General features: G+C 58.1%; 26 protein-coding genes and 1 pseudogene. 16 read left to right on the top strand and 11 right to left on the bottom strand.

All coding sequences use genetic code 11. From position 1 onward, the window contains the following. Positions 1-196 precede the first annotated feature (196 nt). The 6 genes and pseudogenes from U6037_RS22110 (at position 197) to U6037_RS29520 (ending at position 5,694) form a co-directional block, all read left to right on the top strand. Positions 197-1,138 carry a fatty acid desaturase gene (locus tag U6037_RS22110; protein ID WP_322844535.1) on the top strand — a complete coding sequence of 314 codons (942 nt, stop codon included), beginning with the start codon at positions 197-199 and terminating at the stop codon, positions 1,136-1,138. Between the two features lie 139 nt (positions 1,139-1,277). Then, positions 1,278-2,069, top strand: coding sequence for a phosphate/phosphite/phosphonate ABC transporter substrate-binding protein (locus U6037_RS22105; protein ID WP_322844534.1), 792 nt, complete (start codon positions 1,278-1,280; stop codon positions 2,067-2,069). 188 nt (positions 2,070-2,257) lie between these two features. Further along, positions 2,258-2,785 (top strand): sigma-70 family RNA polymerase sigma factor, encoded by a 528-nt coding sequence (locus tag U6037_RS22100; RefSeq protein ID WP_322844533.1) that lies wholly within the window; start codon positions 2,258-2,260, stop codon positions 2,783-2,785. Then, positions 2,782-3,795 carry an ABC transporter substrate-binding protein gene (locus U6037_RS22095; RefSeq protein ID WP_322844532.1) on the top strand — a complete coding sequence of 338 codons (1,014 nt, stop codon included), beginning with the start codon at positions 2,782-2,784 and terminating at the stop codon, positions 3,793-3,795. Before U6037_RS22100 ends, U6037_RS22095 begins: the two co-directional genes overlap by 4 nt. 579 nt (positions 3,796-4,374) lie before the next feature. Continuing rightward, positions 4,375-5,103: pseudogene (locus U6037_RS29525) on the top strand (PAS domain-containing protein); the annotation flags it as partial. A 51-nt stretch (positions 5,104-5,154) separates the two neighbouring features. Further along, positions 5,155-5,694, top strand: a complete 540-nt coding sequence (locus U6037_RS29520) for a methyl-accepting chemotaxis protein (protein ID WP_224789345.1) — start codon at positions 5,155-5,157, stop codon at positions 5,692-5,694. A 71-nt stretch (positions 5,695-5,765) separates the two neighbouring features. Here the strand turns inward: U6037_RS29520 and U6037_RS22085 are convergent, their stop codons facing one another. The 5 genes from U6037_RS22085 to U6037_RS22065 form a co-directional block, all read right to left on the bottom strand. Further along, on the bottom strand, positions 5,766-6,194 hold the full coding sequence (locus U6037_RS22085) for a hypothetical protein (protein ID WP_322844530.1): 429 nt from the start codon (positions 6,192-6,194) through the stop codon (positions 5,766-5,768). A 39-nt stretch (positions 6,195-6,233) separates the two neighbouring features. Continuing rightward, positions 6,234-6,650 (bottom strand): hypothetical protein, encoded by a 417-nt coding sequence (locus U6037_RS22080; protein ID WP_322844529.1) that lies wholly within the window; start codon positions 6,648-6,650, stop codon positions 6,234-6,236. A gap of 183 nt (positions 6,651-6,833) precedes the next feature. Continuing rightward, a complete protein-coding gene (locus U6037_RS22075; RefSeq protein WP_322844528.1) occupies positions 6,834-7,379 on the bottom strand; it encodes a hypothetical protein in 546 nt (181 codons plus the stop codon). A gap of 153 nt (positions 7,380-7,532) precedes the next feature. Next, a complete protein-coding gene (locus U6037_RS22070; RefSeq protein ID WP_322844527.1) occupies positions 7,533-8,957 on the bottom strand; it encodes an MFS transporter in 1,425 nt (474 codons plus the stop codon). 125 nt (positions 8,958-9,082) lie between these two features. Then, positions 9,083-9,523, bottom strand: a complete 441-nt coding sequence (locus tag U6037_RS22065; RefSeq protein WP_322844526.1) for a PACE efflux transporter — start codon at positions 9,521-9,523, stop codon at positions 9,083-9,085. A gap of 122 nt (positions 9,524-9,645) precedes the next feature. On the opposite strand from U6037_RS22065, the gene U6037_RS22060 reads away from it, so the two are divergent. Next, complete coding sequence (locus U6037_RS22060) at positions 9,646-10,518, top strand: LysR family transcriptional regulator (RefSeq protein WP_322844525.1); 873 nt, start codon at positions 9,646-9,648, stop codon at positions 10,516-10,518. Between the two features lie 162 nt (positions 10,519-10,680). On the opposite strand, the gene U6037_RS22055 is transcribed toward U6037_RS22060, so the two are convergent. Beyond that, positions 10,681-11,712: a LacI family DNA-binding transcriptional regulator gene (locus U6037_RS22055; protein WP_322844524.1), complete on the bottom strand. Its 1,032-nt coding sequence runs from the start codon at positions 11,710-11,712 to the stop codon at positions 10,681-10,683. Positions 11,713-11,927: 215 nt separating this feature from the next. Here U6037_RS22055 and U6037_RS22050 point away from each other — a divergent pair, with 215 nt between their 5' ends. Together U6037_RS22050 and U6037_RS22045 are read left to right on the top strand one after the other, a co-directional pair. Next, positions 11,928-12,461: a gluconokinase gene (locus U6037_RS22050; RefSeq protein WP_007917804.1), complete on the top strand. Its 534-nt coding sequence runs from the start codon at positions 11,928-11,930 to the stop codon at positions 12,459-12,461. A gap of 82 nt (positions 12,462-12,543) precedes the next feature. Then, entirely contained in the window at positions 12,544-13,899 is a 1,356-nt protein-coding gene (locus tag U6037_RS22045; RefSeq protein ID WP_322844523.1) for a GntP family permease, read from the top strand. Positions 13,900-14,080: 181 nt separating this feature from the next. Here U6037_RS22045 and alaC read toward each other — a convergent pair whose 3' ends face one another. Continuing rightward, the gene (alaC, locus tag U6037_RS22040; RefSeq protein ID WP_322844522.1) at positions 14,081-15,298 is read right to left on the bottom strand and encodes an alanine transaminase; all 1,218 of its coding nucleotides are present in this window, start codon (positions 15,296-15,298) and stop codon (positions 14,081-14,083) included. 139 nt (positions 15,299-15,437) lie between these two features. Here alaC and U6037_RS22035 point away from each other — a divergent pair, with 139 nt between their 5' ends. From U6037_RS22035 to U6037_RS22025, 3 genes are all read left to right on the top strand, one after another. Next, positions 15,438-16,100: a LysE family translocator gene (locus U6037_RS22035; RefSeq protein ID WP_322844521.1), complete on the top strand. Its 663-nt coding sequence runs from the start codon at positions 15,438-15,440 to the stop codon at positions 16,098-16,100. 67 nt (positions 16,101-16,167) lie between these two features. Continuing rightward, positions 16,168-16,662 carry a GyrI-like domain-containing protein gene (locus tag U6037_RS22030; RefSeq protein ID WP_322844520.1) on the top strand — a complete coding sequence of 165 codons (495 nt, stop codon included), beginning with the start codon at positions 16,168-16,170 and terminating at the stop codon, positions 16,660-16,662. 324 nt (positions 16,663-16,986) lie between these two features. Further along, positions 16,987-17,475 (top strand): GNAT family N-acetyltransferase, encoded by a 489-nt coding sequence (locus U6037_RS22025; RefSeq protein ID WP_322844519.1) that lies wholly within the window; start codon positions 16,987-16,989, stop codon positions 17,473-17,475. Positions 17,476-17,611: 136 nt separating this feature from the next. Here U6037_RS22025 and U6037_RS22020 read toward each other — a convergent pair whose 3' ends face one another. Beyond that, positions 17,612-18,217, bottom strand: a complete 606-nt coding sequence (locus U6037_RS22020) for a pyridoxamine 5'-phosphate oxidase family protein (protein ID WP_322844518.1) — start codon at positions 18,215-18,217, stop codon at positions 17,612-17,614. A gap of 18 nt (positions 18,218-18,235) precedes the next feature. Next, a complete protein-coding gene (locus tag U6037_RS22015) occupies positions 18,236-18,721 on the bottom strand; it encodes a GNAT family N-acetyltransferase (RefSeq protein ID WP_322844517.1) in 486 nt (161 codons plus the stop codon). Positions 18,722-18,862: 141 nt separating this feature from the next. On the opposite strand from U6037_RS22015, the gene U6037_RS22010 reads away from it, so the two are divergent. The 3 genes from U6037_RS22010 to U6037_RS22000 are packed head-to-tail and all read left to right on the top strand — an operon-like array spanning position 18,863 to position 20,906. Continuing rightward, on the top strand, positions 18,863-19,288 hold the full coding sequence (locus U6037_RS22010; protein WP_322844516.1) for a YybH family protein: 426 nt from the start codon (positions 18,863-18,865) through the stop codon (positions 19,286-19,288). Positions 19,289-19,327: 39 nt separating this feature from the next. After that, positions 19,328-19,672, top strand: coding sequence for a YciI family protein (locus U6037_RS22005; protein ID WP_008081988.1), 345 nt, complete (start codon positions 19,328-19,330; stop codon positions 19,670-19,672). After that, positions 19,665-20,906, top strand: a complete 1,242-nt coding sequence (locus tag U6037_RS22000) for an RNA polymerase sigma factor (RefSeq protein WP_322844515.1) — start codon at positions 19,665-19,667, stop codon at positions 20,904-20,906. Before U6037_RS22005 ends, U6037_RS22000 begins: the two co-directional genes overlap by 8 nt. A gap of 326 nt (positions 20,907-21,232) precedes the next feature. On the opposite strand, the gene U6037_RS21995 is transcribed toward U6037_RS22000, so the two are convergent. After that, positions 21,233-22,087, bottom strand: coding sequence for a LysR family transcriptional regulator (locus U6037_RS21995; RefSeq protein WP_322844514.1), 855 nt, complete (start codon positions 22,085-22,087; stop codon positions 21,233-21,235). Positions 22,088-22,176: 89 nt separating this feature from the next. On the opposite strand from U6037_RS21995, the gene U6037_RS21990 reads away from it, so the two are divergent. Then, positions 22,177-22,614 carry a multidrug/biocide efflux PACE transporter gene (locus U6037_RS21990; protein ID WP_322844513.1) on the top strand — a complete coding sequence of 146 codons (438 nt, stop codon included), beginning with the start codon at positions 22,177-22,179 and terminating at the stop codon, positions 22,612-22,614. A gap of 47 nt (positions 22,615-22,661) precedes the next feature. Here the strand turns inward: U6037_RS21990 and U6037_RS21985 are convergent, their stop codons facing one another. Beyond that, positions 22,662-23,420, bottom strand: a complete 759-nt coding sequence (locus U6037_RS21985; protein WP_322844512.1) for an SDR family NAD(P)-dependent oxidoreductase — start codon at positions 23,418-23,420, stop codon at positions 22,662-22,664. Between the last annotated feature and the right edge of the window lie 106 nt (positions 23,421-23,526).

The following is a 23,526-nucleotide window of genomic DNA, read 5'->3' as shown; positions in this document are numbered from 1 at the left end:
AGCCGCGAAGAAGAAACCGGCCAAGACCGCGATTGAAAAACGCGCAGAGAAGAAAGCCAAGAAAGTCGACATCTTCGGTCACTGATCACACCTTTCCGGAGCCCGGTTCTCGGGCTCCTGCCTTGACCTGAAAAAAATCTGCAAGATCCAGCATCGTTGTTGCACAGAAGGGCAAGACTCCCGTTTGAGCAACGCCATGCCCCATTACTTCGACGCCGCCCATCGTCAGCAGATCGACACCCTGCGCCAACGCTTCACCGCCCGTACCGAATGGCCGACCTGGCTGTTACTGATCGGCGTCTATGGCGGCTGGTTTGCCATTGTTCTCAATAGTCACTGGCTGGGCCGCGCCTTGAGCACGCTGTTGCTGATCCCGCTGCTGGTGCTGTGGCTGTCGGTACAGCACGAGTTGTTACACGGGCATCCGACGCGCTGGGTACGCCTCAACAAGATCCTTGGCTATGCGCCTTTTGCCGTGTGGTATCCGTATACGCTGTATCGCGACAGCCATTTGCTGCATCACCGCGATGAGGATCTCACTGTGCCCGGCGTCGATCCGGAAAGCCGTTACCTGACCCGCGCTGGCTGGCAGGGCAGTTCGCTGTTTGAACGCAGCCTGCACTGGCTGAACAAAACCGTGCTCGGCCGCTTCGCGATCGGAGCACCGTTGGCATTGATGGCGCTGGCCCAGGAAGAGTTGCTGCGGCTGAAGAATGGCGAACGCCAGGCGTGGTTGATGTGGCTGACGCATGCTGCGTTCACAATATTGATGCTGTGGTTCATCGCCCGTTTCAGTGTGCTGCCGGTCTGGCATTACCTGCTGCTGATCAGTGTGCCGGCGCTGTCGATCGCGATGATCCGCTCCTATTATGAACATCGCCCGCATGTGCAACCGGAACAGCGCACGGTGTTGAACGAAGCGGGTTGGCCGTGGCGCTGGTTGTTCCTGAATCTGAATTTTCATCTGGTGCATCACGACTTGCCCAAGCTTGCGTGGTACGACTTGCCGACGGTTTACCGGATGCATCGCGAGCAGTGGATCGCGCGCAGTGGCGGGTTTCTCGTTCAGGGGTATGGCGAGTTCTGGCGGCGTCATGGCTTCAAACCGATCGACAGTCCCGAGCATCCTTATCACTAACCCAAGAACACTACCGTCCCCTGTGGGAGCGAGCTTGCTCGCGAATGCGGCTTATCAGTCCAAAATGTTTTGAATGACACACCGCATTCGCGAGCAAGCTCGCTCCCACATTGGAAAATCGTTGTATGGGAAAGCACTGATGACCCACCACCACACCGAACTTCTGATGTACATCGCCCCCGAGCCAATCCGCGCGGCCAATGAGCGCTGGATTGCGCGCATTCTCGAGCAACTTGGCCACACTCGACTGAATGCTGAAGGCCTGTCATTGCTTGAGCTCTGGCTATCACCGGATCTGCTGCTCACACAAACCTGCGGCTATCCGCTGATGACTGCATTGCGCGGACACGTGCGCATCGTCGGCCGCCCACGCTACGAACTCCCCGACGCCAGCGCCGGCAGGCATTGCAGCCTGATCCTCGGCCGCGCTGACGACCCACGCACAACCCTGGCGGACTTTCACAACAGTCGCGGGGTGATCAACAGTGAGGACTCCAACAGTGGCATGAACCTGCTGCGTCAGCGTCTGGCGCCGTTGCAGCAGGACGGACAATTCTTCGCCTCGGTCGACATCAGCGGCGGCCATCGCGAGAGCCTGCGTTGGTTGCGCGAACACCGCGCCGATCTGGCTGCCATCGACAGCGTCACCTACGCCTATCTGGCGCAATATGCGCCGGAAGAAGTCAGTGCCTTGCGGGTGATCGCTCGCAGTGCGTGGGGGCCGACCTTGCCGTTCATTACGGTCGGTAGCGCTACGGATGAGCAGATCGAGCAGCTCCGACAGGTAATGAATGAAACCTTGCGCGAACTCCCTGATGTCGTGCAGACCTTGAGATTGCCTGAGGTGCTTGCGGCTAGCGAGAGCGATTATCAGATCCTCCTCGACTATCAGCGTGAGGCTGAAGAACTTGGCTATGGCCGCTTGCGCTAAAAGATCGCAGCCTTCGGCAACGCCTACAGGGGATCGATGCAGGAGCCGCAGAGGCTGCGATCTTTTGTTTTATATTTCAAAATGGAATATAAAAATGAAATATAAGTATTATTAAAGAATAAGGCGCCTTGCTACGATCGCGCCACCGGAACACCGGACATTCAGCGACCCCTAACCCAGGAGCCCCTATGTCCGGCGCCGACCTTTCCCATCGTCACACCGTGGACGGCCTGTTTCGCGCCCACTATCGCTGGCTCTGTAGCTATCTGCGTCGTCATCTGCATGACGCCGCCAGTATTGAAGACATCGCCGCGGAAACCTTCGTGCAGTTACTCGAAGCACCGTCGCTAAGGGCTATTCGCGAACCTCGCGCCTTGCTGACGACGATCGCCCAGCGCTTGCTTTATCAGCGCTGGCGGCGCGGTGATCTGGAGCGTCGCCATCGCCAGCAGATCGACGTCGATTACGCCGCATCAGCGGAAGAACTCGTCCAGCTGACGCAAACCCTCAACCGCCTCGATCACAGCTTGCAGCGCTTGCCCGGCAAGGTTCGCACAGCGTTTCTGCTCGCGCGCATCGACGGCCTGACCTACCCGCAAATCGCCGCCGAACTGGGCATCTCCCAGCGCTCGGTCAGCGAGTACATGAACCGTTCCCAAGCGCTGTGCGATCGCCACAGCGCCAACCAATTCCTGCAAGACAAGAGGTTCGCATGAGATCGATCAAAACCGTGCTCGGCAGCTCGCTATTGGCGTTGAGCCTGAGCGTCGGCGCTGTTTCGGCGACGGAAAAAACCGCGCCGATCCACTTCGGCGACATCACTTGGGAGAGCGGTAGCTTTATCACCGAAGTGCTGCGCCTGATCGTTGAAAAAGGCTACGGCTACCCGACCGACACCTTGCCCGGCAGCACGGTCAGCCTTGAGGCCGCACTGGCGAAAAACGATATTCAGGTGATCGGCGAAGAATGGGCCGGGCGCAGTCCGGCGTGGGTCAAGGCCGCTGCCGAGGGCAAGGTATTTGGCCTCGGCGACACGGTCAAAGGCGCGACCGAAGGCTGGTGGGTGCCGGAATATGTGATCAAGGGCGATCCTGCGCGCGGGATCAAAGCGTTGGCGCCAGAGCTGAACTCGGTGGCGGATCTGCCGCGCTACAAAGACGTGTTCCGTGACCCGGAAGATCCTTCTCGTGGACGTTTCCTCAACAGCCCGACCGGCTGGACCTCGGAAATCGTCAACAGCCAGAAGCTCAAGGCTTATGCGTTGAACGACAGTTTCGTCAACTTCCGCACCGGTTCCGGCGCGGCGCTGGATGCCGAAGTGGCGTCGTCGATCAAACGCGGTAAACCGGTGTTGTTCTACTACTGGTCACCGACGCCGCTGCTCGGCCGGTTCAAACTGGTGAAACTGGAGGAGCCGCCGTTCGATGCCGAGGCCTGGAAGACCCTGGCCGATGCCAATAACCCAAACCCCAAGGGCACCCGTTCAATGCCGGCGCGCCTGGCGATTGGCGTGTCGGCGCCGTTCAAGGCACAGTACCCGGAACTGGTGACGTTCTTTGAAAAGGTCGATTTGCCGATTGATCTGTTGAACCAGACATTGGCCGGGATGGGCGAAAAACGTTTACAGCCGAGGGTGGTGGCAGAGGCGTTTTTGCGTGATCAGCCGCAGGTCTGGAAGCCTTGGGTGCCTGCGGAGGTGGCGACCAAGGTAAGTGGAAGCCTGTAACTCATTTCTGTCGTTTTTGTAGTTTTGTAATGGCCTCATCGCTGGCAAGCCAGCTCCCACAGGAAACGCGCTGATTTGATCTAAAGCGCAGAACCCTGTGGGAGCTGGCTTGCCAGCGATGGCGTCCGACCTGCCGTCACCTCCCCGCTGAACCGTTTCTTGTGCAAAAAGTGCCAGATACTGGCCGACTAGTGGCCTTGCGCAAGGCTTGCCGCTGGCTATGCTTCCTGTAACTAACTATGTCGACCGTCATGCAAAAATATGCCGGATGCACAGCGTTTGTCCGTGAATTCATGCTGCCAGAGTGCGCAAGCCAAGGCACCGACACTGAACCAACAAGGAGCGTCGCTTACATGGAAGTTCTTCAACGCGTTAGGGCTGGCCCGCGTGCGGGCTATCAAGAGAAGGATGTCTTGATTAGAGCGTCGCTGCATGGACGCTCCGATTGATCATCATTTATCACCTGACAACTTCCTCCCGTGGAGGAATGCGTGTGCCTGTTCTGTGGAACGTAGTGGTGGATCTTGAAAGAACTGAACTTTCATCAAATCAAAAGTCCGCGCGGAAGGTGATACAACCATGTTCAACCTACATCACAAGGCTGACCTGCAGCAGATCGAGCGATTCAGCTGCGCCTTGACCGAGGCCAACGCCAAGCTGGAAGCGATCAGCCGTTCGATGGCAATGATCGAGTTCACCCCTGAGGGCATCGTCCTGGATGCCAACGAAAACTTCTGCAAGACCATGGGTTACAGCGCCGATGAAGTGCGCGGCAAGCATCACCGGATCTTTTGTGAGGAAGCGTTTTACCGCAGTGAGGAGTACGCCAGGTTGTGGCGTGATCTGGCTCGCGGTGAACCCATCAGCGGCACTTTTCTGCGCTTGAACAAGGGCGGCAGGGAGGTTTGGCTCGAAGCCAGTTACATGCCGGTGTATGGCCCGGACAAGCAAGTCAGAAGCGTGATCAAAGTAGCGGCGGACATCACCGCGCGGATCAACAAGGAACATGAAGAAGAAAGCATGCTGGCCGCGATCAGCCGCTCGATGGCGGTGATCGAGTTCACCCCTGAAGGCAATGTCATCACCGCCAACGACAACTTTCTGAAGACCATGCAGTACTCGCTCAACGAAATCGTCGGGCATCACCACAGCATGTTCTGCCATCGCAGCGAAGCGGAATCCTCGCAATACAAGGCATTCTGGGCCTCGCTCAATCGCGGCGAATATCACTCGCATCGTTTCGAGCGCAAGAACAAGTCCGGGCACATGGTCTATCTGGAAGCGTCGTACAACCCACTGTTCGACGCCAAGGGCCGCCTGTACAAAGTGGTGAAATTCGCCAGCGACATCACCCATCAGATGACCACGTTGCAGAACGCTGCCGAATCAGCCCACAGCACCTCGGTACAAAACGACGCCTGCGCGCAAAAAGGCTCACAGGTCGTGCAGCAAACCGTGCAGATCATTCAGGACATTTCCCGCGACCTCAACGAAGCCGCGGCGAGCATCGATGCGGTGAGCAAACAGTCGGACATCATCGGCACCATCGTCCAGACCATTCGCGGCATTGCCGACCAGACCAACTTGCTGGCGCTCAACGCTGCGATCGAAGCAGCGCGGGCCGGTGAGCATGGGCGCGGCTTTGCGGTGGTTGCGGATGAGGTGCGTAGCCTAGCGGCGCGGACCAGTCAGGCGACGCTGGAAATTGTCGATGTGGTGCGCAAAAACCATGACCTGTCGCTGAGCGCGGTGTCGAGCATGCAGTCGAGCCTGAGTCGGACCGGGCTTGGCGTGGAATTGGCGAATGAAGCGGGGGAGGTGATTCTGGAGATTCAGCAGGGCTCAAGGCATGTGGTGGATGCGATCAGTCAGTTCAATGAAACCCTGCAACTGAACTGAGGATGACAGAGCACCTGTCACTCGGACTTGAGGGACAGGTGCTGATCAGCAAGCGCACGGCAATGCCCTGACTATTGTTGCAAATTGAAGTTTCCATTGATTTCGGCGGATTGGCTCCCGTCTTGCGAGGTGGCGGTAAAAAAGAAACTGCCTTTTGCAGTTTTATTTTCCCAGTCTATTTCGTCGATTTTGATCTCACCGCTACCGGAGCGAGAAGACCAGGAACTGCTCTCGAAATTTGCCGGGTTGTAGTTGCCACGGGCTCCTTCTGATTCGAAGAGGTAAGTTTTGTTTGCTTCGATTTTTCCGAAAATGTAGATATCTGCACCCTGTGAATCGAGATTCTTATCAGCGAACCCAGCTACATAGAACTGATCAGTGCTCAGGTCTAGCGTGAGGCGGGAGGTTGGAACAGGCTTACACCCTTCGTTGTTTTCATTCACGTTCAACGCAAAGTGCCCAATGGCTCTGGTAGCTTTTTTTCTCAAGTCTTTGTTCATGTATTGTCTTCCTGCTAAGCGGGGATGGCCTTCGCCCGATCACTGCTTCGAGAACGAAAAATTTCCGTAGACGTCTGCGGTTTTGTCTTTGTCGTGACTGTCCTGGACGGTGAACTGGAAGTTGCCGGCAATACTTCTTGTCTCGATGTCGACTGCCGTCACGGTAATTTCGCTGGCATCACTGATCGAGCCCCAGGATGCATTGGCGTTTATCGGGTTATAGAAGCCGCTGTTACTGGAGTTATTAAAACTGTACGTACCCACTTTAATCGGCTGACCGATGTGGAACTCTGCACCCCACTGCGGTGCGGTAGTTTTATTGTCGAATCCGCCCACTCTCAATAGATCGGGCGTCAGATCGAAAATGATGCGGCTGGTGGGGATCAATTCTTCCTCTCCACCTTTTTCCTTAACCTTCAGATTGAGAAAGTCGACGGCGTTTTTATCCTTGCTCATGGCCTTATCCCTGCAAATCATCAATGGAGTTACGCATAGGGTTATGCGCGAACAAATCCATAGTTCTTCAGGCAGAGCATGTCGTCTACTGTCAGAAATTACAGGTGCGACGGTATTTGCGACGAACGGTTTACCCCTCCAAACAAAAAAAGTCCCTGGCGGGACTTTTTAAAAACAGCCGAATCACAGCGCAGCGAGAAACTTGTCCGCCTGCTTGTCACTGTCCTTCACATCGTTGTCTTTCTCAGCCTGCGCCAGCTTCATCTTGTCCTGCAAGCGCTCGGCAATCTCTTTGCCGATGGCCAATTGTTTCTCCGGCGGCATGGCTTTGATGTCGTCTTCGGTCAGCCCCATCGACTGCAGGATACTGTCGCGCAGACGCTGTTCTGGCGTTTTGCTCATGTAGTCCTTGAACTCGTCGGTGGCGGATTTTGCCGAGGCGGTGGTGGCATCGGTCGATTGCAGACCCACGCGCGTTTTGGCGAACGCTTCGTCGACGTTGTCGCTGATGCGCGAGGCTTCACTGACTTGCTGGGTGGCGATCTGCGTGGCCGAGTCCTGCACTTTGGCGGTGGCTTCAGCGGTTTGCGCCTGGGTCTGGTTTTGCAGGGTTTGCAGCATGGCGCCGTGCAGGCCACCTTGCAGACCGGCTGCGGCGGTGGACGTCGCATCGTCATTCAGCGCTTTGGGCAGGTGAATGATTTGCTGTTGTTTGGCACTGATCAACATGATGTGCGGACCTGTAGGTAATTGCTGACTGGCGTAGTGGAGCAATTACCGTGCCTTCTGAATAAATCCTTTTATTTCAATAAGTTGATCATTGATCAGGTGTTGGCGGCGGTCATCCCTTGCCGATAAGCGGCAGAGGATGACCGTTGCCTCTCAGCGATGGGCAATGTTCTCCAGCGCCAGATTGCGTGTGCGCGGACCGAACCAACCGATGGTCACCATCACGATCAGCATGCTGCTGACGATGAACGCCAATACCCCCGGTGTGCCGAAGTTGTCGAGAAACAAACCGATCAACAGACTGCTGAACACCGTCGACAAACGACTGAACGAATAGCAGAAACCCACCGCGCGGGCGCGGATGTTGGTCGGGAACAGTTCGCTCTGGTACGAGTGATAACTGAAGCTCAACCAGGCGTTGCAGAAGGTGATCATCACCCCGCAGAAGATCAGCCCGAACGCGCTGGTCTGCAGCGCGAACAACGTACCGAAGGTCATCGCGCCGAGGGCCGAGCCGACGATCTGCCACTTGTTCTCGAAGCGGTTGGCGAACTTCACGAACAGTAGCGGCCCGAGCGGGTAGGCGAGGGTGATGATGAACGCGTACATCAAACTATGGGTAACGCTGACACCCTGACCGGACAGCAGCGCCGGCAACCAGTTGCCGAAGCCGAAGAAACCGATGGCCTGGAAAATGTGGAAAACGATCAGCATCAACGCGCGACGGCGGTACGGTGGCTGCCAGATATCGGCGAAGCGGCCCTTGCCTTCGACATCGACCGGAACGGCTTCGGGGGCGTCCAGCGGTTTACCGTGATCCTTTTCACAGCGGGCCTCGATAGTGTCGAGAATCCGCTTGGCCTCATCAAAGCGGCCATGCTGCGCGAGCCAGCGTGGCGATTCCGGCAGACGCTTGCGCAGCCACCAGATAAACAGCGCAAACACCGCACTGGCCAACACCACCCAGCGCCAGCCGGATACGCCGAATGGCGCTTGCGGCACCAGCCACCACGACATCAACGCCACCGCTGGCACCGACAGAAACTGCACGAAAAACGCGAAGGCGAACGCCGAACTGCGCATGCGTTTGGGCACCAGTTCCGAGAGGTAGGCGTCGATGGTCACCAACTCGATGCCCAAGCCGATGCCGACCAGAAAACGCATGCAAATGATACCCAGCGCCGAGCTCTGTATGCCCATCAACACTGTCGCCACCGTGTACCAGACCAGCGCAAAAGTGAAGATCGCACGGCGGCCGAAACGATCCGCCAGCGGGCTGAGCAGGCTGGCGCCGAGGAACAGGCCGAGGAATGTTGCCGAAGCAAACGCCGCTTGATCGGAGAAACCGAACACGCCCTGATTGCCGGTGGCGAAGATGCCGTCGCGGATCAGACCGGGGCTGATGTAAGCGGTCTGGAACAAATCATAGAGTTCGAAAAAACCACCGATCGACAGTAGCGCCACCAGCCGCCAGATCGTTACGACCGCCGGAAGGCGATCGATGCGGGCGGACACCTGAGCGGCGCGGATCGGGTCGATGCCGTCGCTTTGCGCGGCGGCGGGGGCGTGAGCAGTCATGGGCTGATCCATTTTTTATTGATGGAAAAGCTTAGCCTGCTATCGGAGTTAACGGATTGTGAATATCGGCGAATTATCCCGGTAAACCGCTGATTTCTCGCAATATCTGTTTACGAATTAACGATTTATGCTGCAGCCGGCGAATCCGGCAATGCCGAGGCAGGCAGCCCGAAAATCCGATCGAACAGCCAGTTGAAAGCGAACGTGTAGCACGGGATGAAAATGATCAGCGCCAGATCCAGCAGAAACGCCTGCACCAGGCTGATGTTCATCCACCAGGCGATCAACGGAATCAGGAACACGATCAACGTCAGTTGAAAACCGACCGCGTGAGCGATGCGCCGTTTCACTGTGCGGGTTCGCGATATCTGCCGACTCTCCCAGTGTTCGAACATCGAGGTGTAAATGAAATTCCAGGTCACGGCGATGGTGGTAATGATCACCGCCAGCGGCCCGGTGCTGCCCGGCGAAGTGCCGGACAACAATGCCAGACCGAGGGCCGAGAAGGTCATGCCGATCACTTCGTAGAGCGACACGTAGACCAGTTTGCGTTTGACGCCTTGCATGGGGATTTGCCTCTTTCTTGCCGTTTGTTGGCCAGCGGGACTGGCGAAGGCGACGAAAGATAGCTTCAATAGGGCTGACAGAAAAAGTCAGCTACTTTCAGTTTTATTGATAGGTGTGCAGGGTGAATTTCAACAGCGACAGCATCGAGCTGTTTCTTGCCGTGATCGAACGCGGCTCGTTTTCAGCGGCGGCGCGTGCGTTAGGTCGGGTGCCTTCCGCCGTCAGCATGAGCATTGGCAACCTTGAAGCCGAACTGGGTTATCTGCTCTTCGACCGCAGCCACCGCGAACCGCAACCCACGGCGATGGCGCTGTCACTGGTGCCACACGCGCGGCTGATCGCCGAGCAACTCAAGCAACTGCAAGTGCACGCGGTGGAATTGTCGTTGGGGCTGGAGAGCAAGTTGTCGATCGGCGTGGTCGCGGACATCGACCGGCGGCGTTTGCTGGCCGCGATCAAGGTGATCGCCGCGCGTCATCCATTGCTCGATATCGAAGTGCTGACCGCACCGCAGGATGACGTGCTGGCGATGCTGCACAGCGGCCGGGTCAGCGTGTGCCTGGCGTTCGCCGGGTTGAGCATGAACGTGCTGGAGCGTTTTCAGTTTGTCGGCAGCGAACGGATGATCGCCACGCTGGCAGCGGACAGTCCGCTGTTGCAGGGGCAGGATGTGTTTCTTGAAGACCTGGTGCATGTGCGGCAGATCATCGTTGCCAGTCGCGATCTGCCGATCAGCGAAACACGGCCGTTGGTGGCAGAATCGTACTGGCGCACCGACAGCCTCGAGACGGCGATGGAAATGGTCGAGGCGGGATTGGGCTGGGGCAACTTTCCGTTGTCGGTGGTGCAGTCGCGGATCGAGGCCGGGCGGCTGAAACGGCTGAACTTCCGCAACATCGAAAACGGTCTGGTGATGCCGGTGCATGCGGTGTGGCTCAAGAGCCAGCCGCTACAGAAAGGCGCGCTGGCCCTGGTTGACCTGCTCAGCCACTAGCGAATGTGGCGCTCCCACAGGAATTGTGGTCGAACTCTGGATTTGTGAACACCACAAAACCTGTGGGAGCTGGCTTGCCAGCGATAGCGGTGTATCAGCCAACAAATTATCGACTGAGCTGCCGCCATCGCTGGCAAGCCAGCTCCCACAAGGTTTCGAAGGTCAGGTACTTTCGCGAATCTTCAGTTCAAAGCCCATGTCTTCCACCGGCCGCGCCACGCTGTTACCGGCCATCAACGTCAGCATCTGCTCCGCCGCACGCCGGCCAATCGCTTCACGCGGGGTGTTGATGCTGCTCAGACGCGGCACCATGTGTTCCGACATCGGCAAGTCATTGAAACCGAGAATCGCCACTTGCTGAGGAATCTTGATGCCATTGCGTAATGCTTCGAGCAACGCACCCTGTGCCAGGTCGTCGTTGCCAAAGAAGATCGCATCGACATCCGGATGCGCCGCGAGCAACTGCATAAACAATTCCCCACCCAACCCCACCGACGAAGCGCGTGGCGTCAGCACTTCCAGATCCGGGTCATAACGCCCGGCCTTCTGCAACGCTTTGCGGAAACCCTCACCGCGCAACAAGGTGCGCTGATCAAGCTGCGCGCCAATGTAAGCGAGACGCTTGCGTCCACGAGAGAGCAAATGCTCCGCCGCCGTTTCACCGGCGCTGAGCTGCGAGAAACCCACGCAATTCACGCCAGCGGCACTGTCCAGCTCCATCATGTACACGCACGGAATGTTGCTCGCCTCGATCATCCGCCGCGAACTTTCCGTGCGATCAAACCCGGTCAACAGGAAACCGCGCGGCTGATAGGCCATGTAGTTGCGCAGCAGGTTTTCTTCTTCATCACGGGAATAGTGGAAATTGCCGATCAGCACTTCGAAGCCTTTGGGCGTCAATACCCGATGAATGGCTTCCAGCGTGTCGATGAACAACAGGTTGGACAGCGAAGGCACTAACACGACCACTGAATGGCTCTGCGCCGAGGCCAGCGCACGGGCGGCGGGGTTCACCACATAGTTGAGTTCACTGGCGGCTTTCTGCACTTTTTCCACCAGTTCCGTGGCCACGGTGCTGACCCCACGCAAGGCGCGGGAGGCGGTAATCGGGCTGACACCGGCCAGGCGGGCAACTTCATTCAGGGTGGGACGGCCGGTGGTGCGGGTATTTTTATCGTTTTTAGGGGTGGTCATCGACGGCTTGCCAAACAAAAATCAAGGCACTAAGGTAGCGCTGTCCTGATGCAGCTGTAAATGCGTAAGCGAGGTCCTGCCTGATCTTCGCTTTTTGGTGTTGGGAACAAACCTGCTGCAACCCAAAAAAACGACAAGAAGGCGTCGGCAACTTCTGCCTGTGCACTAGAGTCATAGCTAGCAAAGGTAGCGCTGTCTGCGCGCTGAGGTGTTATATGAGTCATCCCATCACCGCCCTGGTCATCATGGGCGTTGCCGGTTGCGGCAAGACGTGCGTCAGCGAGGCCCTGTGCCAATTGAGCGGCGCCACTGCCATTGAAGGCGATACTTTCCATCCGGCCGCGAACATCGAAAAGATGAGCGCGGGGATCCCCCTGAACGACGACGACCGCGCCGGCTGGCTCGACAGCCTGTGCGATGAACTGCGTCGCGTCGATGCGTCGGGCAAACGCCCGGTGCTGACCTGCTCGGCCCTTAAACACAGTTATCGCGAAGTGCTGCGCAGCGCCTTGCCGGGCCTGGGTTTCGTGTTTCTTGAATTGACCCCTGAAGTCGCCGCTGAGCGTGTGTCCCATCGTCCGGGCCACTTCATGCCGGCCACGCTGATCGAAAGCCAGTTCGCCACCCTCGAATCGCCCAAGGGCGAGCCGTTGACGTTGGCCCTGAATGCCTCGATCCACAGTGTTGAAGAGTTGGCGTCCCAGGCTCACGTCTGGTGGCAGGCCCACGGTCTGAAACAGGCGGTATGAGTGTGTTGAAAGAGCTAGCGCGGTCCTCCCGACTTCTGTTTAACCCGCTTTAATAACAACAACAATCCAGGAGACACCCCCCATGTTTGGCATGTCCCACGACGCGTTTCTGCTGCTTGATGCAGTGGTCACGGTGATCGGACTGATTGTCCTGATCACCAAGTTCAAGCTACACCCGTTTATCTCCCTGACCATTGCCGCCGCGTTCCTCGGTCTGACTTCCGGTATGCCGGTCGGCACCATCATCAAGGCGTTCCAGGACGGTTTTGGTGGCGTACTCGGTTTCGTCGGCATCATCCTCGCGCTGGGCACCATGCTCGGCAAAATGATGGCCGAGTCGGGCGGGGCGGATCAGATCGCCCAGACCCTGATCCGTGCGTTCGGTAAAGAAAAAGTCCAGTGGGCAATGATGTTCGCCGCGTTCCTGGTGGGCATTCCGCTGTTCTTCGAGATCGGTTTTGTCCTGCTGATTCCATTGGTGTTCATCGTTGCGCGCCGCACTGGCGTATCGATCATCAAGATCGGTATCCCGCTGCTCGCAGGTCTGTCCGCCGTGCACGGTCTCGTGCCGCCGCACCCGGGCCCGCTGCTGGCCATTGGCGTGTTCGGCGCGGACATCGGCAAGACCATTCTGTACGGTCTGATCGTTGCGCTGCCGACCGCGATCATCGCCGGTCCGATCTTCGGTACGTTCATCGCCAAGCACATTCCGGGTCACCCGAATCAGGAACTGGTCGATCAACTGGCCCGTGAAAACGACGACTCGGCCAAGCTGCCGAGCTTCAGCATCACCCTGATCACCGTGCTGTTGCCAGTGTTCCTGATGCTGCTGAAAACCTTCGCTGACGTGGCGCTGCCGGACGGCCACTTCTTCCGCACCTGGATGGACATGATCGGTCACCCGATCTCCGCACTGCTGCTGGCGTTGCTGCTGTCGCTGTACACCTTCGGGCACAAGCAGGGCATCGGTTCCCAGCAGATGCTCAAGTGGCTCGACGCCAGTCTGGCGCCAACCGCCGCGATCATTCTGATCATCGGTGCGGGCGGTGGCTTCAAGCAGATGCTGGTCACCAGCGGTGTGGGCGACGTGATTGGCCACATGGCGGTCAGCGCGCAGATCTCGCCGATCCTGTTGGCGTGGCTGGTGGCGGCGGTGATCCGTATCGCTACCGGTTCGGCAACGGTCGCAACCATCACGGGCGCGGGCATTGTGGTGCCGGTGGTGGGGATGATTCCGGGCGTTAACCGTGAGTTGCTGGTACTCGCTACCGGCGCTGGTTCGTTGATCTTGTCGCACGTGAACGACGCCGGTTTCTGGCTGGTGAAGCAGTACTTCAACATGACCGTGGCCGAGACGTTCAAGACCTGGACGGCGATGGAAACTATCCTGTCGGTGGTTGCGTTGGGCTTTATCCTGCTGTTGTCGCTGTTCGTTTAAACAGCTTCTTGCAGACACAAAAAAACCGCAGCGATGCGGTTTTTTTGTGGGTGATGATTTTTTCGCTACACACAAAACCAATGTGGGAGCGAGCCTGCTCGCGAAAGCGGTGGGTCAGTCAGCATTAATGTAGCTGACACGACGCCTTCGCGAGCAGGCTCGCTCCCACAGGGGATAGGTGTTAGCCGCCAGTTTTTGCGACTAGACCATCGGCTCGGAACATCCCGCGAATCCCGCGCACAGCCTGACGAATCCGGTCCTGGTTTTCGATCAGCGCAAAGCGCACGTGATCATCGCCATACTCACCAAACCCCACCCCCGGCGAGACGCAGACCTTGGCCTCGGCCAGCAGTTTCTTGGCGAATTCCAGCGAACCCAGATGCGCATACGCCTGGGGAATCTTCGCCCAGACATACATCGACGCCTTCGGATTTTCGACCATCCAGCCCAGCTCATGCAGACCTTTCACCAGCACGTTGCGACGCTGGCGATACTGCTCGGCGATGTCGCGCACGCATTGCTGATCGCCTTCCAGCGCGGCAATTGCCGCGACTTGCAGCGGAGTGAAGGTGCCATAGTCGTGGTAGCTCTTGATCCGCGCGAGAGCGTTGACCAGTTCCGGGTTACCGACCATGAAACCGATGCGCCAGCCGGCCATGTTGTAGCTCTTGGACAGGGTGAAAAACTCCACCGCGATGTCCTTCGCGCCCGGCACCTGCATGATCGACGGGGCTTTCCAGCCGTCGTAAACGATGTCGGCGTATGCCAGATCGTGAATCACCAGCACGTCGTATTGCTTGGCGAGAGCGATCACGCGTTCGAAGAAATCCAGTTCCACGCACTGCGCAGTCGGGTTGGACGGGAAGCCGAGGATCATCATTTTCGGCTTCGGAATCGAACCACGAATCGCCCGCTCCAGCTCATCGAAGAAGTCCACCCCCGGCACCAGCGGCACCGAACGCACCTGGGCGCCGGCAATCACCGCGCCGTAGATGTGAATCGGGTAGCTCGGGTTCGGCACCAGCACAGTATCGCCCTGATCCAGGGTCGCCAGCATCAAATGCGCCAGGCCTTCCTTGGAACCTATGGTGACAATGGCTTCGCTTTCCGGGTCGATGTCGACCTCGTAGCGTTGCTTGTACCAGTTGGAAATCGCCCGGCGCAGGCGCGGAATGCCCTTGGACGTCGAGTAACCATGGGTGTCTTCGCGTTGGGCAACTTGTACGAGTTTTTCGACAATGTGCGGCGGCGTGGCCCCGTCGGGGTTGCCCATGCTCAAGTCGATGATGTCTTCACCACGACGCCTGGCGGCCATCTTCAGCTCGGCGGTGATGTTGAAAACGTAAGGGGGGAGTCGATCTATGCGCGCAAAGCGGCGCGGCGAACCTTGTTCGGCCATTGTTGCCTCGGATAACGTAAGCGCCCGGAACCGTCCGAGCGACGCTGGTCACTGCGGTGACCTGTGGCGGAAGATAAGGGCTGTGATGGCATGCTGTCCAGCGCGTTTTTCAACAAATTTTGCCCAAGGAAATCGGTAGATGGAATTCACCAGCGGCTTCTTGCTGAGCCTTTCGCTGTGCCTGGATATCGGCGTGGCCAACATCGCCATGATCACCCTGGCGATGCAGCGCGGTTACTTTCAGGGCTTTGCACTGGGCCTCGGCACCTGTGTCGGCGACCTGATTTACGCGGTGTTGGCGTTGGCCGGCATGACGGTTTTGCTGCAGTACGAAAGCGTGCGCTGGGTGCTGTGGATCGGTGGTTCGGCGCTGTTGATCTACTTTGCGGCGAAGATGATCTACTCGGCGATCCATCACGAAACGCTGCTGGCCGAGACCGCCGAGGTAGGGCAGAACTCCCATCGCAAGGAGTTCTTCCGTGGGATTTTTCTCGCTATGTCATCGCCAAGCGCGATTCTCTGGTTTGCAGCGGTCGGTGGCACCTTGATCGCCCGTTCCGGTGGCGGCGGCCCTTTGAGTTCGGCGCTGTTCCTTGGCGGTTTCCTTTGCGCCGGGCTGTTGTGGTCGGCGGGTTTATGTTTTGCCGCGAGCCACGGTGGCAAGCTGCTGGGTGACAAGCTGCTGCGCTATTCTTACATGGCATCTGCAGCGATCTTCTGCTATTTCGCGGTCTACGTGATCGTATCTGGCTATAACGAATTTATCGGTTCGGGCGCCGTCGAGCAGTTGCATTCGCTGTAAGCGTGCGAATTGGGTTTGGCTTTCTATACTCCCAGCCGAACCCCTTTCTTGTTCCAGGAGTCGAGTCATGGATGAGCAAAAACGCGTCGAAGTGGCTGAACCTCGCTTCGAACATGGACACTTCCTGCTGATTGCAGGTTTTCGCGGTCGTTTTACCCAAGACACTGCCAAGGACATTCCCGCGTTGTGGGAAAAGTTCTTGCCGCACTTGGGAAAAATACAGGGGCAAAAGAACGAAGTGACCTACGGGGTATGCAGCAACTTCGACGGCAAGGGCGGCTTCGATTACATCGCCGGGGTAGAAATCAGCAAGCTCGATGACCTCGACCAGAAGGTCTACCAATGGGTCGAAGTGCTGCCCCGGCAATACGCGGTGTTCGAGCACCAAGGGCCACTCGATCAGCTGCCGCAAACCCTGCAATACATCTACAAGACCTGGTTGCCGACCTCTCATTACGTGGAGCTCAACGCCCCGGAGCTGGAGCGTTACAGCGCGGATTTCAATCCGAAGCTGCACACCGGCAAACTGGAAATCTGCGTGCCGGTCGATACCAAGGTTTGAGCAGACAACCATGCGGCTGATCACTGATCCGCCGCATGGTTTTCAACCGCGCTTGCCTTTGCCCAACCGTCGCGCCCGCAACAGGTCGATGCCCAAGGTGATAAAGCCGAACGTACTGATGCCCAACACCATCAACAGGCCAATTTCAACGCTGCTCATAAGCGGTTCCCCCCAAGGGTAGTCAGAGACACACCTCAGAAATAGCCCGCTCCGACCGCGAAGAAAAGCGCTTATACGCAAGCTTTACGCCGCCCATGCGCATCGATATGCAGGCCTTATTCCTTTATGCTTTCGGCACTTTCTTCTGCTGATTTCCGAGCCGCCATGAACACCGTCATCCGCAACGTCACCGCCACCGACCTGGACCGCTGCTACGCCATCGAAACCGTTGCCTACGAAGGCGACGAAGCGGCGACCCGCGACAAGATCGCCACGCGCATCGCCACCTGGCCGGAAGGCTTTGTTGTGGCAGAAGTGGATGGCGTGGTGGCAGGGTTCATCAATTCGGGTGCGGCGTTTGATGTGCAGATGTCGGACGAGGCGTTCAAGGAACTGATTGGCCACGACCCGAAAGGGCCGAACGTGGTGATCATGTCGGTGGTGGTGCATCCGGATTATCAGGGGCAGGGTTTGGCCAAGCGTTTGATGGGCGAGTTCATCGAGCGTATGCGCGGGATGGATAAAGCGACGATTCACCTGATGTGCAAAGAAAAACACATCCCGCTGTATGCCGGGTTTGGCTTCGCCTACATCAAACCATCGGAGTCCGACCACGGCGGCATGGCGTGGCACGAGATGATCCTGACTCTCTGACCCAAAACCGATCAAAACTGTGGGAGCGAGCCTGCTCGCGAAGAGGCCGTGTCAGCCAACCAATTTGTTGACTGATATGACGCTTTCGCGAGCAGGCTCGCTCCCACAGGGGGTTGTGGCGCTTTGAGTTCCGCGTTCAGTAGAGGGTGTCGCTTACTCTTTTTGGCGCTTCACGATCGTAAGTGTCGGCATCAAACTGCCCATCATTCAGGCGTTTGTGGAAGGCGCCAGCAGAGGGCAGGGCGGAGCGCGGCAGATGCGTTTCCGGGTTCCATGCATCGGAGCGGACGAAGGCTTTAGAGCAATGAAAGAACGCCGCTTCCACCGTCACCAGCAACACCGTTTTCGCCGGTTTGCCATTCACCGCAAAGCTTTCCAGCAGCTGCGGATCGTCGCTGATCGTCGCCGTGCCATTGACCCGCAACGTCTCGCCAATCCCCGGAATGATGAACAGCAGCGATACTCGCGGATCCTGCAGGACATTGCGCAAAGTATCGATGCGGTTGTTGCCCGGGCGATCCGGCAGGGCCAGGGTGTTTTGATCAATGATCCGCACAAACCCGGCTTTGTCACCCCGCGGTGAATTATCCAGGCCATCGGCGCCCACCGAGCTGACGATCACCAGCGGCGAAACCCGCACCATCGCCTGATAATCCTCGTTGAGAAAACCAATCTGCTTGCGCACCGCGCGGTCGTGGGGCAGTCCGTAAATCGCTTCCAGCGCTTCGATCGAATCGATCATCCTTGCTCTCCCGCTGACTTAGAAAAACAGACCCATGCGTCGTTCGTAACCGATCCGGCCCTTGTACGCTTCGCCGCTGTCGACGTAGCCGTACTTGGCGTAGAGCGCGATAGCCGCGTCATTGTCTGCGTCCACCGACAATTCCAGTCCTTTGATTTCCGGCCACGCCAGACGCGCGGCCGAGGGCAGCGCTTGCAGACAGGCCTTGCCGTAACCCTTGCCCTGCGCCCGGCGATCAACCTGCAACGCATGCAAGGTGGCGCTGTGTTCATCAGCCCAGGCCGGCAACACTGGCGGGCGTTTGAGCAACAGAAACGCCACCGGTACTTCATCCGCCAGCAGCGCAAAACCCTTCACGCCGGGGCCGGGTTTCGACAGCAAAGTATGCAAGGCACCATGAATATCGCCAGAGAACTTGATCTGCTCGGCATGGATTTCAATCGCTTCGACTTGCTCACGCTGCAAAGCGTTAAGGCTGTCGTACGGCACGAGTTGGGCTGACACGGGAATTTCCTTTTTCCTACAAAGACGAGCCTCGGATTCTAGCGATTTTGTCTGCGGTGGAAATTTTTTGTTTCGTCTGTCGATCTGCCGATCCACCAAGCGACTAAGGGTGTCCTCACAACAAAAACCACGGAGAACACCATGAGCGCACAATCTGACATCCAGACCCTGATCAACACCTACCGCGAAGCCGTCATGACCAAGGACGTGGAGAAAGTCATGGCGCTGTACGCCGACGACATCGTCTCCTTCGACGCGATCAAGGCTTTGCAATTCAAGGGCAAACCTGCCTACCGCGCGCACTGGGTGGCGTGCATGGAAATGTGCCCCGGCCCGCACATTTTCGAGTTTCACGAAATTGCCATCGAAAGCGCCGACAACATCGCCTTCGCCCATTGGGTCGCCAACTGCGGCGGCACCAATGAGAAAGGCGAAACCCAGAGCTGCTGGATGCGCGTCACCGCCTGCTATCGGCAGGTCGGCGGGGCGTGGAAAATCGCCCATGAACATTGGTCGGCCCCTTTCGATCCGATGAGCGGCGCGACCCTGTTTGATGTGCAGCCCTGATCTTCAGCCATAGTGAAACGTCCGATTCAGGAGAACGCCATGAAGTATTTATGCCTGGTCTACAGCGACGAGCGTCTGCTGCATTCATCGCCCGACAGCCCGGAGGACGCCGAGTGCTGGGCCTACGCCGAGTCGATTCAGGGCAGCGGGCGGATGGTTGCCGCCGAGGCGCTGGAGTCGGTGCAGACCGCCACCACGGTGCGCATGCGCAACGGCAAGTTGTCGATCACCGATGGCCCGTTCGCTGAAACCAAGGAGCAATTGGCTGGTTTCTACCTGATCGACGCCAAGGATCTCAACGAAGCGATCCAGGTCGCCGGCAACATTCCGGCGGCGCGGGTTGGCAGCGTTGAAGTACGCCCGGTGCGGCAGTTGAATGTCTGAGGTTCGGGCGCGGGTCGAGCAGGTCTATCGCGAAGACTCGCGGCGGATTCTGGCGACGCTGATTCGCCTGTTGGGTGATTTCGACCTCGCCGAAGAAGCCTTGCATGAGGCGTACTTCGTCGCGGTCGAGCGCTGGCAGCGCGACGGCGTGCCGGACAACCCGCGCACCTGGCTGGTGTCGACCGGGCGCTTTAAGGCAATTGATGTGTTGCGTCGACGTGCACGCTTCAAAGCTTCACAGCCCTTGCTGTTGGCGCAGCTGGAAGAACTCGAGCAGGCCGACTGGAGTGGTGAAGATGTGGAAGACGATCGCCTGCGGCTGATCTTCACCTGTTGCCACCCGGCGCTGGCGGCGGATGCGCAAGTGCCGCTGACGTTGCGTGAAGTCTGCGACCTCACCACCGAGGAAATCGCCCGCGCCTTTCTCTGCGCGCCAGCGGCGATTGCCCAGCGCATCGTGCGCGCGAAAGCCAAGATCCGTGACGCAAAAATCCCTTATCAAGTACCGAGCCTGAGCGAATTGCCCGAGCGCCTCGACAGCGTGTTACGGGTGATTTATCTGGTGTTCAACGAAGGCTATTCGGCGTCGGGCGGGGCTGAATTGACCCGGGAGGATTTGACCCGTGAGGCGATCAGGCTGGGGCGGTTGTTGATGGAGTTGCTGCCGGAACCGGAAGTGATGGGGCTGTTGGCGATGATGTTGTTGCATGAATCGCGACGGGCGGCGCGCACTTCGGCGGAGGGTGAACTGGTGCTGCTGGATGATCAGGATCGTTCATTGTGGGATAGCAAGTTGATCGCTGAAGGTTGTGCGCTGGTTGAGCGTGCGCTGACTACGCGGCGGTTCGGGCCGTATTGTTTGCAGGCGGCGATTGCGGCGGTGCATGCCGAGGCACCAACGGCAGCAGAAACCGATTGGGAGCAGATCGTTGGCTTGTATGACGTGCTGTTGCGCGCGGTGCCTTCGCCGGTGATCGAGTTGAACCGGGCGGTGGCGGTGGCCAAGCGTGATGGGACGTTGGCGGGGTTGAATCTGATTGAAGGTATTTTGGCCCGGGGTGAGCTGCAGGATTATCACTTGGCGCATTCGGCGCGGGCGGAATTTTGTCGGCAGTTGGGCAGGGTGGAAGAGGCGAGGGCGGCGTATTTGCGCGCCTTGGAGCTTACGCGGCAGGAACCGGAACGGCGGTTTATTGAAGGGCGGCTTTCGGCGCTGGAATTGCCCTCACCCTAGCCCTCTCCCAGGGGGAGAGGGGACCGATTGGGGGATGCTGTAGAAGTACGCCGACCTGAAAATTCAATTGTGAATCCATAATCGAGGTGTAAACCTTAGCTATACATCCATAATCGACTCGGTCTTTCAGGTCGATGTACGACGCAAGACAACTCGGTCGGCCCCCTCTCCCTCCGGGAGAGGGCTGGGGTGAGGGCCTTTGAGCTCATATCCAATGAATCCATAATCGACCCGGTCTCTCAGGTCGTTGTCTGACGCAAGACAACTCGGTCGGCTCCCTCTCCCTCCGGGAGAGGGCTGGGGTGAGGGGGCTCGATCTTCAACCGCTACTCCAGCATCTTGCTCAACAACCAACTCCCCGCCGGCCCCGGTGGATACAGCCGCGACCACAACGCATCGACAAACACCGGTTTCGGCCACCCGCGCACTTTCAACTCGACCAACAGATCATTGCCAAACCGCTGCGCCAGCCAGCGCGGCAACGGCGCCCAGCCAAAGCCCTTCTCGGCCATTTCCAGCAGCATCAGGTAACTCGGCGCCGACCACACGCGACCTTTGCCACGACTGTCATACGGATTGACGATCGTCGCCAGGCGCAACTCGCGATGCTGCTCGAGGATGTGCTGATCAATGTGATCAAGCTTGGCCAGCGCATGGTCGCGACTAACGAACAAGGCGATCTCCGTGCGCTCGGCCACGGTCGAGGTGACCAGATCCGGCGGGTAGCTCTCTTGCATTTCCGCGAATGCCAGATGCGCGCGACCACGCTGCACCAACTCGACCAGGTCATCGCATTCGGCGATCAGGCACTCCAGCTCCAGGTCCGGATAACGCTGTTCGAAGTCCACTAACGCCGCTTCAAAACGGTACGACTGATAAGTATCGGAAATCGCCACGGTCAGCTTTGGCTCAACGCCTTGGGACAATTGCCGGGCGGTCATTTCCAGGCGGCTGCTGGCCGCCAGAATCGCCTCGGCGCGTTGCAGCATCACATGCCCGGCCGGGGTCAGCGTCGGTTTGCGGCTGCTGCGATCGAACAGTTGCAGATCCAGATCGATCTCCAGGCTGGCCACCGCCGCGCTGATGGTCGACTGGCTGCGCCCGAGCTTGCGCGCCGCTGCCGAAAACGAACCTTGGGTGGCAGCCTGGACAAATGCCAGCAGCACTTCCTGTGAAATCATCAACTATCGCCTTGATCGATGGTTATTGGTTATGAAGTATCGATGCGAGCATAGATCATGGCAACCATCTTCACTCAAGGACTCAGGCCATGACTGCCAACAAATCCATCACTGAACGTATTTTCCAGGCCATCGGTTTCGAACTGCTGGCGATTCTGATCTGCACCCCGTTGCTGGCGTGGATCATGCAAAAACCGATGCTTGAAATGGGCGCGGTGACTGTACTGATCGCCATGCTGGCACTGGGTTGGAACGTGGTGTTCAACCGCTTCTTCGATCGCCTGCTGGTGCGGATGGACGTTGCGCACAACGCCTGGGTACGGGTGGTGCACGCGCTGCTGTTCGAGGGTGGTTTGATCGTGATGGGTGTGCCGCTGATTGCCTGGTGGCTGTCGGTCAGCCTGTGGCAGGCGTTTTTGCTCGACATCGGCGTGTTGCTGTTTTTCCTGCCGTACACCTATGTGTATCACTGGGGCTATGACGTCTTGCGCGAGCGCTTGGTAATGCGTAACGCGTGTCAGGGTTGAACAAAAAATCGCAGCCCCTGAAGGCTGCGATTTTTTGTGCCCGGTATTTAGAGAAACATCCCGCCGGATGCCTCGACCCGCTGACCATTGATCCACTGCGCACCCGGCGACAGCAACAGCGCCAACGCCCCGCCAATATCATCCGGCTGGCCGGCGCGACCCAACGCAGTGTTGTCGGCGACCATTGCATTCACTGCCGCGTTGTCGCGAACGGTGCCGCCGCCAAAGTCGGTTTCAATGGCACCGGGTGCCAGGGTGTTCACGGCAATTTGCCGTGCGCCCAACTCCTTCGCCTGATAGCGGGTCAGCACTTCAATCGCGCCTTTCATTGCGGCATAAGCGCTGGCGCCGGGGATGGTGAAACGCGCGAGGCCGCTGGAGATGTTGATGATCCGACCGCCGTCGTTGATCAGTGGCAGCAGTTGCTGGGTCAGGAAGAACGGCCCTTTGAGGTGCACATTCATCAGCAGGTCGAATTGCTCGACGGTGGTCTCGGCGAAACTGGCATGCAAGCCGAACCCGGCGTTGTTGATCAGGAAATCAAAACGCTGGCGGCCGAAAGTCTGCTGCAACGCCTGCACAACACGTGTACCGAAATCGGCAAAGGTTTCGCTGCGGCCAACATCCAGTTGCAGCATCACGGCTTTGCCGCCGAGTGCTTGCACTTCGCTCACCAGCGCCTGAGCTTCATCGACGCGGCTGTGGTAAGTGCCGATGATGTCGATGCCTTGAGCGGCAAGGTGCAGGGCGGCGTTTTTGCCGAGGCCACGGCTGGCGCCGGTGATCAATGCGATTTTGCGATTCATGGAGGCTTCCTCGATTGCGGTGAGTGGTGACGGGACTCAGTTTATTTATCCGCCCTAAGATGATAAACAGAGCTGAACCGGAATCACTGATCGGATAGTCCGAACA

Origin of the sequence: Pseudomonas sp. B33.4, assembly GCF_034555375.1 — a bacterium.
GTDB lineage: Bacteria > Pseudomonadota > Gammaproteobacteria > Pseudomonadales > Pseudomonadaceae > Aquipseudomonas.
This window is presented reverse-complemented; position numbering and strand designations above follow the sequence as displayed.

Coding starts and splice junctions, on each gene's coding strand:
- U6037_RS22110 (WP_322844535.1), top strand. CDS start 197: ATGCCCCATTACTTCGACGCCGCCCATCGTCAGCAGATCGACACCCTG.
- U6037_RS22105 (WP_322844534.1), top strand. CDS start 1,278: ATGACCCACCACCACACCGAACTTCTGATGTACATCGCCCCCGAGCCA.
- U6037_RS22100 (WP_322844533.1), top strand. CDS start 2,258: ATGTCCGGCGCCGACCTTTCCCATCGTCACACCGTGGACGGCCTGTTT.
- U6037_RS22095 (WP_322844532.1), top strand. CDS start 2,782: ATGAGATCGATCAAAACCGTGCTCGGCAGCTCGCTATTGGCGTTGAGC.
- U6037_RS29520 (WP_224789345.1), top strand. CDS start 5,155: ATGACCACGTTGCAGAACGCTGCCGAATCAGCCCACAGCACCTCGGTA.
- U6037_RS22085 (WP_322844530.1), bottom strand. CDS start 6,194: ATGAACAAAGACTTGAGAAAAAAAGCTACCAGAGCCATTGGGCACTTT.
- U6037_RS22080 (WP_322844529.1), bottom strand. CDS start 6,650: ATGAGCAAGGATAAAAACGCCGTCGACTTTCTCAATCTGAAGGTTAAG.
- U6037_RS22075 (WP_322844528.1), bottom strand. CDS start 7,379: ATGTTGATCAGTGCCAAACAACAGCAAATCATTCACCTGCCCAAAGCG.
- U6037_RS22070 (WP_322844527.1), bottom strand. CDS start 8,957: ATGACTGCTCACGCCCCCGCCGCCGCGCAAAGCGACGGCATCGACCCG.
- U6037_RS22065 (WP_322844526.1), bottom strand. CDS start 9,523: ATGCAAGGCGTCAAACGCAAACTGGTCTACGTGTCGCTCTACGAAGTG.
- U6037_RS22055 (WP_322844524.1), bottom strand. CDS start 11,712: ATGACCACCCCTAAAAACGATAAAAATACCCGCACCACCGGCCGTCCC.
- U6037_RS22050 (WP_007917804.1), top strand. CDS start 11,928: ATGAGTCATCCCATCACCGCCCTGGTCATCATGGGCGTTGCCGGTTGC.
- U6037_RS22045 (WP_322844523.1), top strand. CDS start 12,544: ATGTTTGGCATGTCCCACGACGCGTTTCTGCTGCTTGATGCAGTGGTC.
- alaC (WP_322844522.1), bottom strand. CDS start 15,298: ATGGCCGAACAAGGTTCGCCGCGCCGCTTTGCGCGCATAGATCGACTC.
- U6037_RS22035 (WP_322844521.1), top strand. CDS start 15,438: ATGGAATTCACCAGCGGCTTCTTGCTGAGCCTTTCGCTGTGCCTGGAT.
- U6037_RS22030 (WP_322844520.1), top strand. CDS start 16,168: ATGGATGAGCAAAAACGCGTCGAAGTGGCTGAACCTCGCTTCGAACAT.
- U6037_RS22025 (WP_322844519.1), top strand. CDS start 16,987: ATGAACACCGTCATCCGCAACGTCACCGCCACCGACCTGGACCGCTGC.
- U6037_RS22020 (WP_322844518.1), bottom strand. CDS start 18,217: ATGATCGATTCGATCGAAGCGCTGGAAGCGATTTACGGACTGCCCCAC.
- U6037_RS22010 (WP_322844516.1), top strand. CDS start 18,863: ATGAGCGCACAATCTGACATCCAGACCCTGATCAACACCTACCGCGAA.
- U6037_RS22005 (WP_008081988.1), top strand. CDS start 19,328: ATGAAGTATTTATGCCTGGTCTACAGCGACGAGCGTCTGCTGCATTCA.
- U6037_RS22000 (WP_322844515.1), top strand. CDS start 19,665: ATGTCTGAGGTTCGGGCGCGGGTCGAGCAGGTCTATCGCGAAGACTCG.
- U6037_RS21995 (WP_322844514.1), bottom strand. CDS start 22,087: ATGATTTCACAGGAAGTGCTGCTGGCATTTGTCCAGGCTGCCACCCAA.
- U6037_RS21990 (WP_322844513.1), top strand. CDS start 22,177: ATGACTGCCAACAAATCCATCACTGAACGTATTTTCCAGGCCATCGGT.
- U6037_RS21985 (WP_322844512.1), bottom strand. CDS start 23,420: ATGAATCGCAAAATCGCATTGATCACCGGCGCCAGCCGTGGCCTCGGC.